Origin of the sequence: Draconibacterium halophilum (genome assembly GCF_010448835.1) — a bacterium.
Lineage (GTDB): Bacteria > Bacteroidota > Bacteroidia > Bacteroidales > Prolixibacteraceae > Draconibacterium > Draconibacterium halophilum.
This window is the reverse complement of the sequence record NZ_CP048409.1, coordinates 1,864,694-1,879,879: the sequence shown is the minus strand read 5'-3', so window position 1 is coordinate 1,879,879 and position 15,186 is coordinate 1,864,694. Positions and strand designations below refer to the sequence as shown.

The window sequence follows — 15,186 nt, the reverse complement described above, 5'->3', positions numbered from 1 at the left end:
ACCATTAATACAATTATTATTACTAAATTTGTGGAACAGAACAGAATAGAGTTCTGAAATTAGACCAAAACTATGAGCATCAAATTTACGATTGAAAAGAACTCAAGTGTTCTGAAATTTCAACAACTGGTTGACGCTATTCTCGACTCTATAAGCAGAAACGAGCTAAAAGAAGGCGACATGCTTCCTTCTGTAAATCAGATTATGAAGGATTGCAAACTCTCGAGAGACACTGTTTTTAAAGCTTACGCCGAACTAAAAAAACGAAACGTAGTAGAATCGGTTCCGAACCGGGGCTATTTTGTTACCCGAAAAATTACCAAGGTATTTTTGTTTCTCGACACGTTTAAGGCCTACAAAGAAGTGCTTTACCACTCTATTTTAAATCATTTACCAAAAAATATTAGTGTCGATCTGCACTTTCATCATTACAACATCGACCTTTTCGATAAGATTATTACCGAAAGTGTGGGGCGTTATACCAAATATATTGTAATGAATTTCGACCACAAAAAGGTGAAAAATGTTATTGATAAAATTCCGGAAGAGCAATTGCTTATTATCGACTGGCAAATTCATGGTGAAGAGAAATCGAGTGTTTACCAGAATTTTGGCGAAGCCGTTTACAATTGTCTCGATAAAAATTTAAATGCCATTTCGAAATACAAACGCTTTACACTTTTTTACCCGGACTTTACTTATCACCCGCACGAAGTTGTAGATAACTTCGAACGTTTTGGTAAAGACCATAACACCAACCACCGGATTATTACAACTTTTGAGGAGTTTGATTTGCAGGAAGGCGATTTATACTTATTGGTGAGCGACCGCACGCTGGCAGGTTTTCTCGACCAGTGCTCTGAAAAAGGATTTGAACCGGGACGCGAGGTTGGCGTGATTTCCTATAACGAAACTCCAATGAAAAAATACGTTAAGGAAGGAATAACCGTCATATCTACCGATTTTAACCTGATGGGCCAAAAAGCCGCCGAATTCGTACTGAAAGGCAAGCCCATAAATATTGAGGTTCCAACCACCTTAAAACTCAGGTCGTCGCTATAATGTGTTTTATAACATTTTTTTTAAAGTTTGATATAATACAAAATAGATCTATTTTTGCTACCGAATCAGAACAGAACAGATTAATTACAAAACGATACAAAACCACTTATAATCATGCACTTATTAGGACTCGACATTGGAAGCTCTTCAGTAAAAGTTTCTTTAATTGAAGCAAACAACGGAAATGTAGTAGCTTCATCGTTTTACCCAAAACAGGAAATGAAAATTACTGCACACCAAGCAGGATGGGCAGAACAAGAGCCTGAACTGTGGTGGAAAAACCTAAGGCTGGCATTGGCCGAAGTACTTTCAACGGCTAATATTAACAAAGAAAGTATTGAGTCGATTGGTATTTCGTATCAAATGCATGGTTTGGTAATGGTAGACAAAAATCAGGAAGTTTTGCGCCCGTCGATTATTTGGTGCGACAGCCGCGCTGCTGTTTATGGCGACAAAGCTTTTGACGAAATTGGTGGCCAGCGGTGTTTAACTAACCTGTTAAACTCGCCGGGTAATTTTACTGCATCAAAATTAAAATGGGTAAAGGAAAACGAGCCGGAAACTTTTGCTAAGGTTGACAAAATTATGCTTCCGGGTGATTATATTGCCATGAAACTTACCGGCGAAACACAAACAACCATTAGTGGTCTTTCCGAAGGAATAATGTGGAATTTCAAAGATAACGATCTGGCAACAGTGTTGTTCGACAACTATGGTTTTTCTGCTGATATCATTCCTGAGATTGTACCAACATTTGCCCCATCGGGCCAGATAAGTGCAAAAACGGCCGCCGAGCTTGGGCTATCAACAAAAACAAAAGTAAGCTACCGTGCCGGCGACCAACCCAACAATGCACTTTCGCTTAATGTTTTGAATCCGGGAGAAATTGCAACAACGGCAGGAACTTCTGGAGTAGTTTATGGTGTTAGCAAGGAAATTAAATACGATCCGCAATCGCGCGTGAATACTTTTGCTCATGTTAATCATACTCCGGAAGATCCAAGACTGGGTGTTTTGTTGTGTATTAACGGAACAGGAATTTTAAATGCCTGGATGAAACGAATGGTTGCTGAAGATCTTTCGTATGAAGCGATGAATGACCTGGCTTCCAAAATTGCAATCGGTTCCGACGGTATCTCAATCCTACCCTTTGGAAATGGAGCAGAACGTGTTCTTCAGAACAAAAATATTGGTTCGCAATTCTCGGGAGTCAACTTTAACATTCACGGAAAAGGCCACTTGCTGCGTGCGGCGCAGGAAGGCATTGTATTCTCGTTTAAATACGGAATGGACATCATGAAAAATATTGGAATCGATGCATCGGTCATAAAAGCCGGAAAAGCCAATATGTTTCTCAGTCCTATTTTCAGAGAAACGCTGGCCGGAATTTCGGGTGCAACCATCGAACTTTATAATACCGACGGATCGGTTGGTGCAGCGCGTGGAGCAGGTGTAGGATCGGGTTATTACAAATCGTTTAACGAGGCTTTCTCGAACCTGAAAAAGCTGGATGTAATTGAACCAGACACACAAAAAGTTGCGGCTTACCAGGAAGCTTACGAAAACTGGAAATCAGAACTTGAAAAAGTACTTTTGTAAATACTAACTAAACCAATAAACTATGAAAAAAACTACAAGAAGAACTTTTTTGAAATCAGCCACTACTGCTGGTGTTGGAGCCGCAATCATTCCACATATGATTAGCTGTTCGCCGAATGATCGTTTAAATTTTGCTGTGATTGGAGTTGGCGGACGAGGACATGCAAGTTGGAGCCAGGTTCCCAGTGAAAGTATCGTTGCCATGTGTGATGTTGACGACAGAATGTCGGCAAAAGGATACGAGGCCTGCCCGAATGCAAAAAAGTACAAGGATTTTAGGTTAATGTTTGATGAAATGGCAAATCAAATTGATGCCGTTATTATTGCAACACCTGATCACACACATTTTCCTGCGGCCATGGCAGCAATGGAACTGGGGAAGCATGTGTTTGTAGAAAAGCCATTGGCGCATAACATCTGGCAATTGCGTACACTAAAAAAAGCAGCCAAACACTATGGAATCGTGTCGCAAATGGGTAATCAGGGTCATACAACAAATGGTATCAGGCTTGTAAAAGAATGGTACGAAGCCGGAGTACTTGGAGAAGTTAAAGAAGTTATTGCCTGGCAAGGTAAAATAGATTTCGAAAAAGATATCTACTTCGCAAAACCGAATTCATTCCCACCACAAAAAGATGCCATTCCCGAAGGACTGAACTGGGATTTATGGCAAGGACCTGTTTCGGAACGCCCATTTAACAATTTATACGCCCCCCGAACCTGGAGAGGATTTTACGATTACGGAAATGGGAAACTTGGTGACTGGTGTTGCCATACGCTTGATGCTCCTTTCTGGTCTCTGGATATGGGTTTGCCGCACACCGTTGATGCGCAAATTAAAGATCCGGTACCGGATCATAGTTTTGTCGCTCAGGAATCAGTCGTTACATGGCAGTTTGGAGCCAGAGGCAACAAAGCTCCACTGACAATGAAATGGCTTGAAGGTTTTGATAAACCAGAGTTAAAACCAGAATGGGGATTAACAGAATTACCGGATCGTGGAATGATTATGATTGGAGACAAAAACACTCTATATACGGGTGGTAGACCCAATAATCCCAGATTATTAATGCCCGAAGAAGAATGGCAGGATTTTTTGAAGAATGCCCCGGAGAAAACCATTCCTCGTGTTGGCGAAGAACAACCCGTGCAAGAATGGATTGACGCCATTAAGAATGATAGCTTGCCTGGTTCTAATTTCGATTACGCTTCTAGTCTTATGGAAATGGCACAGGTTGGTGTATTGGCGCAACGTTTTGGTGGCACAATTAATTACGATGCTAAAAACATGAAAGCCACAGATCGTCCTGAATTGGATAAGTACATTAAAGAGCCTGTTCGCAAAGGTTGGTCTTATGGCGAAAACTTATAGTAGAAATAATAACTATTAAAAATTAATATAAAATGGAAGTTTTAAAAGGAAACAAAGAGTATTTTAAAGGTATCGATCAAATTAAATTCGAAGGTCCTGATTCAAAAAATCCGTTGGCCTTTAAATGGTACGACGAGAACAGAGTTGTTGCAGGAAAAACAATGAAAGACCACTTGCGTTTTGCGGTTGCTTACTGGCATACGTTCTGTGGAACAGGTGAAGACCCATTCGGGCCAGGAACACAGATTTTCCCGTGGGTTGGAGCTGCCGATAAGATGGATGCTGCCAAAGAGAAAATGGATGCCGCTTTTGAATTTATAACAAAATTGGGAGCTCCATTCTATTGTTTCCACGACACTGACGTTGCAGGTGACGGTACTGTTTTCGAGATTGAAAAACGATTGGAAAAACTGGTGGAGATTGCCAAACAAAAACAAGCTGATTCAGGCGCTAAGTTATTGTGGGGAACAGCCAATGTTTTTAGTAATTCGCGTTATATGAACGGGGCATCAACAAACCCTGATTTTAATGTGGTTGCGAATGCTGCCGTTCAGGTTAAAAATGCTATCGATGCTACCATTGCCCTGGGCGGCACGGGTTATACTTTCTGGGGAGGCCGTGAGGGTTACATGAGCCTGCACAATACCGATACAAAACGCGAACTGGCACACCTTGGAGAATTCCTTCGTATGGCACGCGATTATGGTCGCAAACAAGGTTTTAAAGGTTCTTTCTTTATCGAGCCAAAACCAATGGAGCCAACTAAGCACCAGTACGATTACGATGCACAAACAGTTATCGCATTCCTAAAAGCCAATGGCCTGGAAAATGACTTTAAACTAAATATTGAAGTAAACCACGCTACACTTGCCGGTCATACGTTTACGCACGACCTGAGAATGTCGACCGATGCCGGTTTACTTGGATCGATTGATGCAAATAAAGGTGACTATCAAAACGGATGGGATACAGATGAATTCCCAACAAGCATTTACGAAGTTACCGAGGCCATGCTCGAAATTCTTCCTGCCGGAGGGTTTACAGAAGGCGGTATTAACTTTGATGCCAAAACACGCCGTAACTCAACCGATCTTGAAGATATCTTTATCGCACACATTGGTGGTATGGACGTATTTGCGCGTGCCCTTGTAATTGCCGACAAAATTCTGAACGACTCGCAATACTGCGCTATGCGTGCTGCACGTTATGCTTCGTTCGACGAAGGTAAAGGTGCCGAATTTGAAACCGGTAAATTAACCATCGAAGATATGTACGCCATTGCAAAAGAAGTTGGCGAACCAGCTCAGATCAGTGGAAAACAAGAAATGATCGAACAATTGATTAACTGGTATTTATAGTTCGTTCAAAAACCTGATTATTTTGAATCTTTTATTGGATTTAATGTGAAACGAATGTGTGGAAAATATGAACTTTTATAACACTCATTAAATGCATATATTTAATTCATATGAGAATTCGATAGATAAGGATTTGTCTTAAATCATATTTAAAGTTGGCCCGGTTCAAAATTTAGTTTGAACTGGGCTTCTTTATACAATACTAACATTACCAATATTATGAAGAACAATAGTTTTTACATTTTTTCTATAACCATTGTAGCTACCCTCGGGGGTTTACTCTTTGGCTACGATACTGCTGTTATTTCAGGTGCCGAAAAATCGGTGCAGGCATTTCTTATCGACAGTCAGGGTTTAAGTACTTTAATTCACGGTTTAACCATTTCAAGTGCGTTAATTGGCTGCATAATTGGTGGAGGTATCTCCGGTATTTTTGCTTTAAAAATTGGCCGTAGAAAATCACTAATGATCGCGGCTTTACTTTTCTTTATTTCGGCTTTGGGATCGGGATATCCCGAATTCTTATTTTTCGAAAAAGGCCAGGCTACCATGGGATTGTTATACATGTTTAATTTTTATCGTGTAATTGGAGGAATTGGTGTTGGTATGGCATCGGCTATTGTTCCGATGTACATTGGCGAAATTGCTCCTGAAAATATTCGTGGACGTTTGGTTTCAATTAACCAGTTCGCCATTATTTTTGGAATGCTGGTTGTTTACTTTGTAAACTGGGGAATTGCCAATGGTAATAGTTTGGAGTGGATAAATGAAGTAGGATGGAGAAGAATGTTCTTATCAGAATCGATCCCTGCCGCATTATTTGGACTTTTACTGTTCTTTGTTCCGGAAACTCCTCGTTACCTCGCCTTGAAAGAAAAAGATAACGAAGCTCTTGCTATTCTTGAAAAAATAAATGGTAAAAGCAGGGCAAAAGAAATTCTTGACGATATTAAAAAAACCGTTGAACACCATTCGGGGAAATTATGGTCTTACGGAAAATTAGTGATTATTATTGGTATTCTGCTTTCTGTATTTCAACAATTTGTAGGTATTAATGTGGCTCTGTATTATGCACCACGTATTTTTGAAAGTATGGGAGCAGCTAAAGATGCATCGATGTTACAAACCATTGTAATGGGATTGGTGAATGTAATATTTACCGTTGTGGCCATATTAACTGTTGACAAATGGGGCCGCAAACCACTTTTAATGGTTGGTTCAATTGGTATGGCCGTTGGAATGTTTGCCATTGCAGGCTTAGCCTTTTTTGAGATTATAGGTACGAGCACACTTGTATTCATTATTGTATATACGGCTTCATTTATGATGTCGTGGGGACCAATTTGCTGGGTTCTTATTTCAGAAATATTCCCTAATAAAATTCGTGGGCGTGCAGTGGCAATTGCTGTAGTTGCACAATGGACAGCAAACTATTTTATTTCATCTACCTACCCTGCCATGATGGAATTTAGCGGTGCTGTAACTTATGGATTTTATGGATTAATGAGCTTATTGTCCTTCTTCTTTGTGTGGAAGTTGGTACCCGAAACAAAAGGAAAAACTTTAGAAGAGATGGAAACGCTCTGGAAAAAATAGTTTTTAGTTGAAACGATTGAAACGATAATGAGGGTCTCACTTTATGTGAGGCCCTCATTTATTTTAATTATTTTGGTTCTTAGAAACCAAAGGTTTGTCTTTACGCAAATCGTTCTGAAACTACTTTCCAGTCAACGATTTTCCAAAAATCGGCAACATAAGCCGGGCGTGCGTTTTGCTTATCCAGGTAGTATGCGTGCTCCCAAACATCGCAAGTTAACAGAGGTTTCTTACCATCTCGCAATGGATTTCCGGCATTACTAGTCTGAACGATTTCCAACTCACCTTTTTCATCAACAACCAACCATGCCCACCCCGAGCCAAACAAAGTAGCGGCTGCTTTCGAGAACGCTTCCTTAAAAGCATCAAACGATTCAAATTTAGTTTCGATAGCTGCTTTCAACTCATCTTTTGGTTCTTTCCAGCCATCAGAACTGAATTGCATAAAATAAAATGTGTGGTTCCACACTTGAGCTCCGTTATTAAAAATACCACCTTCGGCCTTTTTAATAATGTCTTCCAAACTTGCGTTTTCAAACTCAGTTCCTTCAACCAGCTTATTTAAATTATTTACATAAGCCTGATGGTGCTTGCCATAGTGAAACTCGATTGTTTTTTCACTTATTACTGGTTCCAATGCGTTATTTGCATACGGAAGTTTTGGTAAACTAAATGCCATAATTTTCCTTGTTTAAAGATTAATAATTTGATTTTTGTTTTCTAAAGGTACAACGTTTTTGGGGCAAAAAGGATTAGTTGTTTGTTTAATTTGGAAGGAGTTTAAATTAGATTATGGAAGACGCGTGAATTCCCATCAAATCATAAAGTATTTAATACATGACCTAACTTCGCTTTGCTTCGTTTATCGAATCAAGGTAATCTTTTGCCACTTCAACTTTTGGTTCTTTACTGACATAAGAGCGATAAAACCCGACGGCTTTATTCAAACCTAATACATCACATTCATTAATATTATAAAAGTAGCTTAATACATCTTCAATTTCTTTGGCAGAATTAACATGTTCGTACTTCATTAAAATACCATAATCAACTCGATACTTCAAATAAAATTCTAATCCAGTAGTTAATCTCCACCCCATTGTCCACAATGGGGTTCCTTCATTTGGAATACTTGTTCGCAAAGTCCCTTTAGATGCAAGCAAAAGACAAGTTTTTGCAACAACTGCTGGTAAATCCAGAATGTGCTCAAATGTCGCAATGGAAGTAATTCTATCATATTTATTGGTAGACTCAACCTCACGAATATCATTATAAACTTTATTAATACTACTAAGATACTGAGAATTTTGATAAAGTTTATCATACGGTTCTACAATATCATAATGACTTGATTTTTCGTAACACAACTGATTCAAGGTACCAGCTCCTATTTCCAATGTCCGTTTTTCATGTATTGGCTTTACATCAGCGGCAACCTTCTTATGCATCCATGCTTCCATCATTTGCGCTAAACCTGAAGCAGCAGTGTTTCCTTCTCTATTCGATTTATAATGCAAGTCATAAACTGCTTTTATCTCTTCCGGAAGCTGTATTCTTGATTTTGGAAATTGACTAATCATCTTCTACTCTATTCGAAAATTATAAAAAACTGCTTATTGCAAATGAATTTTACTATCGCTTCGCCTTATCTTGCGGATAATATATAATGGACGTTTTCGAATCTCCTTAATCGTTTTCTCAAAGTAAATTGACAATATAGTTAGAACCAAAAACATTAACGAAAAAGACAAGGAAATAAAGAATATTATGGAAGTATACCCGGAAGGAATTGAATCGGCAATAAAATATTGAACAAGGGAATATCCTCCGAATGCTATGGTAAACAAGAAGAAACAAATGGAGATAAGAATTACAATGCGTAAAGGTTTGTTTGAAAACGCAAAAACTACATTGAAAGCCATTTTCATAAGTTTATAAAAAGAGTAATTGCTTTCGCCATACTTTCTTTTTGGGGCAGTATATTCAAGCACTTTTACATTAAATCCAACTTCTTGTATAAATCCTCTTAAAAACCGGTTATTATCTCTAAATTCTTGCTTTAATAGTTCAGTGATACTTTTTGAAATTAAAAAAAAGTCAGATGCATTTTCCTGAAACTTTACAACTGATAGTTTATTTATAACCGTGTAAAACATTTTAGACATTGAACTTTTGATCACTCCATGGTCTTCTCTATCGACTCGCTGCATCAATACAATGTCATGCCCTTTTTCATAAGTTTGAAGCATTTTCCCTACTTCAGTTGGTGGGTGTTGCCCATCGGCATCAAGACAAACAACAGCCTCTCCACGGGCATTATCTACCCCTGCAATCATCGCAGCTTCATGTCCAAAATTTCTTGAAAACTGAATAAATATATGTTCAACATTCTCATCTTTAGATGAACATGATTTTTCAACATTTTGTTGAGTATGATCTAAACTACCATCGTTCACCCAAAGTATTTCAAAGTTATATTCCTTTAGCCTTTTCAATTCATCGACAAGTTTTTTCGAGAAAAAGGCAATACCACTTTCTTCATTATACATTGAAACGACAATACTTATAAGCTTCATAAAATTTCAATTTTACACAAATCTAAGTTATTTATTTTTGAAATAATCCTTTATTTTTAGCTTCTTTTACATATTATCACTGATAAGTTTGTAACCTGAGTCCGAAATTTTTTAGAATAACAATTGAAATGCGCAATAAAACCAAACAAAAAAATTCGATTACAGAAAGTGAACCTCTTTCGAAAAGACTATGTGTTTGTATTGTTAATAATAAAGGTTTCAGTAAAATTGCTGAGAACAATAAAGCAGAGTCTATTGTAATCGACCGGTCTTTCGAACAAGATCAAATTGATACAATTATGCAATATAAATATTGCGCAGTTGTTGATGAATCGAAGATCGATTCGAATACATTTTCGGCGTATCTGCAGTTTAGCGAAAAACTAAATACTAAGGAAGCTTATTATGCCAAAACAGAAAGAGGCAAGTTATTTGAAAAGAATTTGGAATCATTATTTACAAAAATTGACAAAGAAATATATAATACACCTTTTCTCATTGCGCAAAGCGAATCGCTTATTCCATTTTTTGAACACTATTCCGGCGACAATAATTTACTGAACTCGATAGCATACTATTGCCAACTAAACTTCTATCGATTTCTTCCTCTCAGTAATGAAGTTGTTAAAGAAACACAGACTTTAAAAACAAAACAGTTTATAGGTGAAGTTGTTAAAATAAAAGTTTACAACTCATTCACCCTACCTTTAAAATACATTCTTTCAGGAGAGTACTTTAAAGATCAGTTTTCGTCAACTAACAAATTGAAAAAAGACCTCACCTATAGAAGCCTATTTACGCTGCTTTGTATTGCTATGCTTTTTATAATGCTGGCAGTTGTAAAAGATTATGGAGTTACCGGAGATGAACCTGTTGGCAAACGACATGCAGAGAATGTTATCCGCTATTTTACAGATGATAGCGATGCAAAGTGGGCGGAATACAGCGAGGTTAACATGGAATACTATGGTTTTTCAGCCAATGTAATAGCCGGTATTATAAGCCAAGTAACAGAATGGGATGTCTGGAATGTTCGTCATTACTCCAATACGATTATTGGTTTTATTGGGCTGGTATTTGCAGGCTTATTGGGATTACGCATTGGAGGTGGAGCCGGAGGTGTTCTGGCACTTCTATTTATGTTTTTTACTCCCAGATATTTTGGTAATTCCATGAATAACCTATCAGATATACCTTTTGCAACCGGATATATAATCGCTACCTACTACACCGTACGTTTCTTCGATTTTTGGCCAAAAGTTAAATTACGCTATTTAATAGGGCTTATTATTGGAATTGCATTTACCATTAGTAATCGGGCACCAGGGGTATTATTATATGCTTATTTTCTTCTTTTTGCTGGCTCTTACTACATATTTGTTATTTCCGGCAAAGAGTTTTACAAATTGGCTAAATACAAAAATCAAATATTCAAATTTACCGGCTATTTTGCAATCATACTTGTATTCAGTTATTTTTTAAGTCTTATTCTTTGGCCCAAAGGCCTTGAAGAACCGTTAACTGCCGTTTATGATTCAATTGTAACCTTTTCTAAGTTCCCGTGGTCTTTGACAACTATTTTTAATGGAATTCAAAAAATGTCAACAAGTCTACCCGTAAGTTATGCTCCGACATATCTGCTTATTGGAATGCCTCTGTTTACGATTATTGGATTTTTATCTTATATTGTATCTATAGCAAAAAATTACCATCCTAATCCAATAATGATTCTTCTTATTTTTGGATGTATTTTCCCAATAGCCTATATAATTTATCAAAAATCGAATATTTACGGAGGCATGCGTCATTTGACCTTTGTTGTAATCTTTTTTGTTGTTGTAGCCTCAAAAGGGTGGATCAATCTTATAGGATTCTTTAATCGCAGATACAAATTAGTGCCAATAATAGTATTAACTATATTGGTTTTCCTTCCGGCAAGACATATGGTAGCGAACCACCCAAACCAATATATCTATTTCAACGAACTAATTGATGGAATGAAAGGCGGTTATGCAAATTACGATTTAGACTACTATTATAATTCTGTAAAGGCTGGATCAGAATGGTTAAAAGAAAACGAAGATCTTAGTGACAGCCTTATTATTATTACAAATGCCTCATACACTGATTATTTTAATGATTACCCCAATGTAAAAGTGAATTATTCCAGATATTACGAAACATCAAAAGAAGACTGGGATTATGCCATTTACTCCAACGTTTTTATTAGAAGAGAACAACTCCTTGAAAAATATTTCCCTCCTATTGGAACAATCCACACAATTGACGTTGATGGCTACCCGTGGCGGCAATTATTAAGAGAATTAGCAAAGAAGATCTCGAAGGATTTAATGCACTGAAAGCAGGAAAAACAAAAGAAGCGAAACAGCACTTTAAAAACTACCTGAAATTAAATCCAAATAGTGAACAAGTTTTGGAAGGTTATGCCAATGTAATGATGCGAGAGCGAAAATTAGATTCAGTGCTAGTTTACGCAGACAGTTCTTTAATTTACAACCCTGATCAAGTTGGCGCACTGCTACTAAAAGCTTCCGCTTTAAATACCCAAAAGAAATGGAACGAGGCTTTAACTGCATCGAATAAAATGCTTGATATTAAAGAGGAATTTGCAGAAGGACAGTTTCAAAAAGGTATTGCATTAAGAAACCTGAATAAACCAAACGAAGCGTTAAAGGCATTCCAAAAAGCGATTGCTTATAAAAAAGACTATTATCAGGCACATATGCAGGTGGGGGCAATCCTTATGAACTACAAGAATTACAAAAAGGCGTTGGAGGTGTACAAAAAAGTACTGGATTTAAGAAAAGATGATTTATATGCTCAAGTGTACACAGCAAAATGCCACCACCTCTTAAACGACAATGCAAACGCAAATAAAATACTAAATGACTTGCCCAGCAGTCATGCAAACAACTTCGAAGTAGTTAAACTAAGATGCCGAATGGCCATGCAGCAAAACGACTGGAATAATGCTGGGCGTTATTTAAATATGGCTCGAAACATTAACAATAACGCTGAGCTATTTGTCCTCAGGGCGCAATACCTGATGAAGCAAAGAAGAGTAGATTTGGCCAAACAAAATCTGGATAAGGCAGTTGAACTTGATCGTGTAAATAGAGAAGCCCAGGAACTTTTAAAATCATTCACGCAAACAGCACAGGCTGTTACTTCTACAAATCAGAAAAAAGAACAAGAAGAGCAGCAATCCATTATGTTCCAAGATCCAAAACCCAAGAAAACAAGTCCTATAACCTTCCCAAATAAATAATGAGCCAAAAAACGCTTAACATAAAATAACACAGGAAAGCAATAAAAACCCCGGAGCCTCTGCTCCGGGGAAAAAACCAAAAATCAACTAACCTTTAAACCGCCTGGCGACTTCATCCCAGTTGATGAGATTCCAGAATGCATTCACATAATCCGGACGTCTGTTTTGGTAGTTCAGGTAATATGCATGTTCCCACACATCAATCCCCAAAATTGGAGTTCCCTGAACTTCGGCCACATCCATCAGCGGATTATCCTGATTGGGCGTAGACGAAACCACCAGCTTATTGTTTTGAAGAACCAACCATGCCCAACCCGAACCAAAGCGCGTTACCGCAGCTTTAGCGAAGACCTGCTGGAAATTTTCTATAGTTTCAAATGAATCTTTTATTGCATCTAATAAAACTCCTTCCGGAGCGGGTGCACCACCTGGTGCAATAACTTCCCAGTACAAATTGTGGTTGTAAAAACCACCACCATTATTTCGTACTGCTGTCGATTGTGCCGACACGCCACTTAATATTTCTTCAATCGATTTTCCGGCAAGATCAGTTCCATCAACGGCTCCGTTAAGGTTATTTGTATAACCTGCATGGTGCTTACTATGGTGGATTTCCATTGTTCTTGCATCAATATGTGGCTCTAGTGCCTTGTAATCGTATCCTAATTTTGGTAATTCAAATGCCATATTTTTTTTATTAAAAGATTTAAATATATTAATTTCTTGCAAGCAAGAATATACGCTATTTAGAATTAATCCAAATCTCTGAATAATAAAACACATTGATATCCTTTATTGTTCATAGAAGGAATTAATAAATACAAAACGTCATAAAGTAAAACCCGGAAAACCAACAAGTAAGCGATGTTTCAACAGATAAACATGCGCTGCAAAATAATTTGCTTTTATTCATTTAACAGGCTTTATCAATAATGCTACCTTTGCCAGCTCACTAATACACGATGAATAGAAGCATATTAAAACTTGCGGTTCCCAATATCATCAGCAACATAACTGTTCCATTATTGGGATTGATTGATTTAGCACTGATGGGGCATCTTGGCTCAGAGGTTTACATCGGGGCCATTTCGTTGGGGAGCGTAATATTTAACTTTATTTACTGGGGCTTTGGTTTTTTGCGAATGAGCACCTCCGGATTTACAGCACAGGCTTTTGGCGAAAAAAAATCGGCAGAAGCAATAACCATATTAATTCGTGCGCTGCTTTTAACACTATCAATTAGTATTATTATTTTATTGCTGCAAGCTCCTATCGCCTGGGGAAGTTTTAAATTAATAGGTGGCAGCTCCGAGGTAGAAACGCTTGCAAACGAATATTTCAGAATACGAATATGGGCAGCACCTGCAGCTTTAAGTCTGTTTGTTTTTAGCGGATGGTTTTTGGGTATGCAAAATGCTCGCTACCCCATGATCATTGCTATTCTGGTAAACATTGTTAATATATTACTGAGTGTGTTTTTTGTTTTTGGACTAAAAATGAAATCTGAAGGAGTAGCGCTCGGAACCGTTATTTCGCAGTACGCAGGTTTGTTAACAGCCATTATACTATTGTTCAGGAAATACCGAAAAATGCTTCCGCTGGTTACAAAAGCGAGTGTTATGGACCTGAAGTTTCTGACCAACTTCTTTAAGGTAAATACCGATATTTTCATTCGTAGTTTCTGCATCATCGTTGTCTTTACCTTTTTCACTTCGAAATCGGCCAGCATAAACGATACTATTCTTGCTGTAAACTCAATTCTTTTGCAGTTTCTTATGTTCTTCTCCTTTTTTATTGATGGATTTGCCTTTGCCGGCGAAGCATTGGTTGGAAAATTTATTGGGGCAAAAGAAGTTCAAAATCTTAAAAAAGTTGTTAAACTGTTGTTGTATTGGGGACTAGGACTGGCAGTAATTTTTACACTACTCTATCTGTCGGGAACTAATTTCATACTAAAACTACTCACCTCCCAGGAAAATGTAATTGAGAGTGCACAACAATTCCTGTTTTGGATCGTGTTAGTACCTGTTGCAAGTGTGGGATCGTTTATTTGGGATGGTATTTACATTGGAGCAACAGTTTCGCGCCCCATGCGAAACAGCCTGTTGGTTTCAACCTTTCTGATCTTCGTTCCGGTTTATTATTTCTTAAATCCAGTATGGAATAATCATGCGCTTTGGATGGGCATGTTACTGTTTATGTTCTCGCGGGGAGTAATTCTAGCACTTCTCTACCAGAAAACGATTCTGAAACCATTGGAAAGAAAGGCATAATTTCAGCTTATATACTTGTGGTAAGAAAACCTGCAACATTTAAATTGAAACTCCTTTTTCC

12 protein-coding genes are annotated in these 15,186 nt (G+C 37.8%); 8 read left to right on the top strand and 4 right to left on the bottom strand.

The genetic code is table 11. The features are described from left to right. The first annotated feature begins 72 nt into the window (after positions 1–72). From G0Q07_RS07605 to xylE, 5 genes are all read left to right on the top strand, one after another. A complete protein-coding gene (locus G0Q07_RS07605; RefSeq protein ID WP_163345520.1) occupies positions 73–1,062 on the top strand; it encodes a GntR family transcriptional regulator in 990 nt (329 codons plus the stop codon). Between the two features lie 114 nt (positions 1,063–1,176). Further along, positions 1,177–2,661 carry a xylulokinase gene (locus G0Q07_RS07600; protein ID WP_163345519.1) on the top strand — a complete coding sequence of 495 codons (1,485 nt, stop codon included), beginning with the start codon at positions 1,177–1,179 and terminating at the stop codon, positions 2,659–2,661. Positions 2,662–2,683: 22 nt separating this feature from the next. After that, the gene (locus G0Q07_RS07595; protein WP_163345518.1) at positions 2,684–4,033 is read left to right on the top strand and encodes a Gfo/Idh/MocA family protein; all 1,350 of its coding nucleotides are present in this window, start codon (positions 2,684–2,686) and stop codon (positions 4,031–4,033) included. A gap of 32 nt (positions 4,034–4,065) precedes the next feature. Next, on the top strand, positions 4,066–5,391 hold the full coding sequence (gene xylA, locus G0Q07_RS07590; protein WP_163345517.1) for a xylose isomerase: 1,326 nt from the start codon (positions 4,066–4,068) through the stop codon (positions 5,389–5,391). Positions 5,392–5,610: 219 nt separating this feature from the next. Further along, the gene (xylE, locus tag G0Q07_RS07585; RefSeq protein WP_163345516.1) at positions 5,611–6,987 is read left to right on the top strand and encodes a D-xylose transporter XylE; all 1,377 of its coding nucleotides are present in this window, start codon (positions 5,611–5,613) and stop codon (positions 6,985–6,987) included. A gap of 100 nt (positions 6,988–7,087) precedes the next feature. Here the strand turns inward: xylE and G0Q07_RS07580 are convergent, their stop codons facing one another. The 3 genes from G0Q07_RS07580 to G0Q07_RS07570 all read right to left on the bottom strand — a co-directional run bounded on the left by G0Q07_RS07580 (position 7,088) and on the right by G0Q07_RS07570 (position 9,563). Further along, complete coding sequence (locus G0Q07_RS07580) at positions 7,088–7,666, bottom strand: superoxide dismutase (protein ID WP_163345515.1); 579 nt, start codon at positions 7,664–7,666, stop codon at positions 7,088–7,090. Positions 7,667–7,829: 163 nt separating this feature from the next. Then, a complete protein-coding gene (locus G0Q07_RS20245; protein WP_203532695.1) occupies positions 7,830–8,567 on the bottom strand; it encodes a class I SAM-dependent methyltransferase in 738 nt (245 codons plus the stop codon). Between the two features lie 33 nt (positions 8,568–8,600). Continuing rightward, on the bottom strand, positions 8,601–9,563 hold the full coding sequence (locus tag G0Q07_RS07570) for a glycosyltransferase family 2 protein (protein ID WP_163345514.1): 963 nt from the start codon (positions 9,561–9,563) through the stop codon (positions 8,601–8,603). Positions 9,564–9,862: 299 nt separating this feature from the next. Between G0Q07_RS07570 and G0Q07_RS07565 the strand changes: the two genes are divergently transcribed. Both G0Q07_RS07565 and G0Q07_RS07560 read left to right on the top strand, forming a co-directional pair. Beyond that, positions 9,863–11,923: a hypothetical protein gene (locus tag G0Q07_RS07565; RefSeq protein WP_163345513.1), complete on the top strand. Its 2,061-nt coding sequence runs from the start codon at positions 9,863–9,865 to the stop codon at positions 11,921–11,923. Then, positions 11,866–12,852: a tetratricopeptide repeat protein gene (locus G0Q07_RS07560; RefSeq protein WP_163345512.1), complete on the top strand. Its 987-nt coding sequence runs from the start codon at positions 11,866–11,868 to the stop codon at positions 12,850–12,852. The genes G0Q07_RS07565 and G0Q07_RS07560 overlap by 58 nt, the downstream gene beginning before the upstream one ends. Before the next feature lie 87 nt (positions 12,853–12,939). On the opposite strand, the gene G0Q07_RS07555 is transcribed toward G0Q07_RS07560, so the two are convergent. Continuing rightward, on the bottom strand, positions 12,940–13,539 hold the full coding sequence (locus G0Q07_RS07555; protein WP_163345511.1) for a superoxide dismutase: 600 nt from the start codon (positions 13,537–13,539) through the stop codon (positions 12,940–12,942). A gap of 275 nt (positions 13,540–13,814) precedes the next feature. Between G0Q07_RS07555 and G0Q07_RS07550 the strand changes: the two genes are divergently transcribed. Next, on the top strand, positions 13,815–15,125 hold the full coding sequence (locus G0Q07_RS07550) for an MATE family efflux transporter (RefSeq protein WP_163345510.1): 1,311 nt from the start codon (positions 13,815–13,817) through the stop codon (positions 15,123–15,125). The last annotated feature ends 61 nt before the right edge of the window (positions 15,126–15,186 follow it).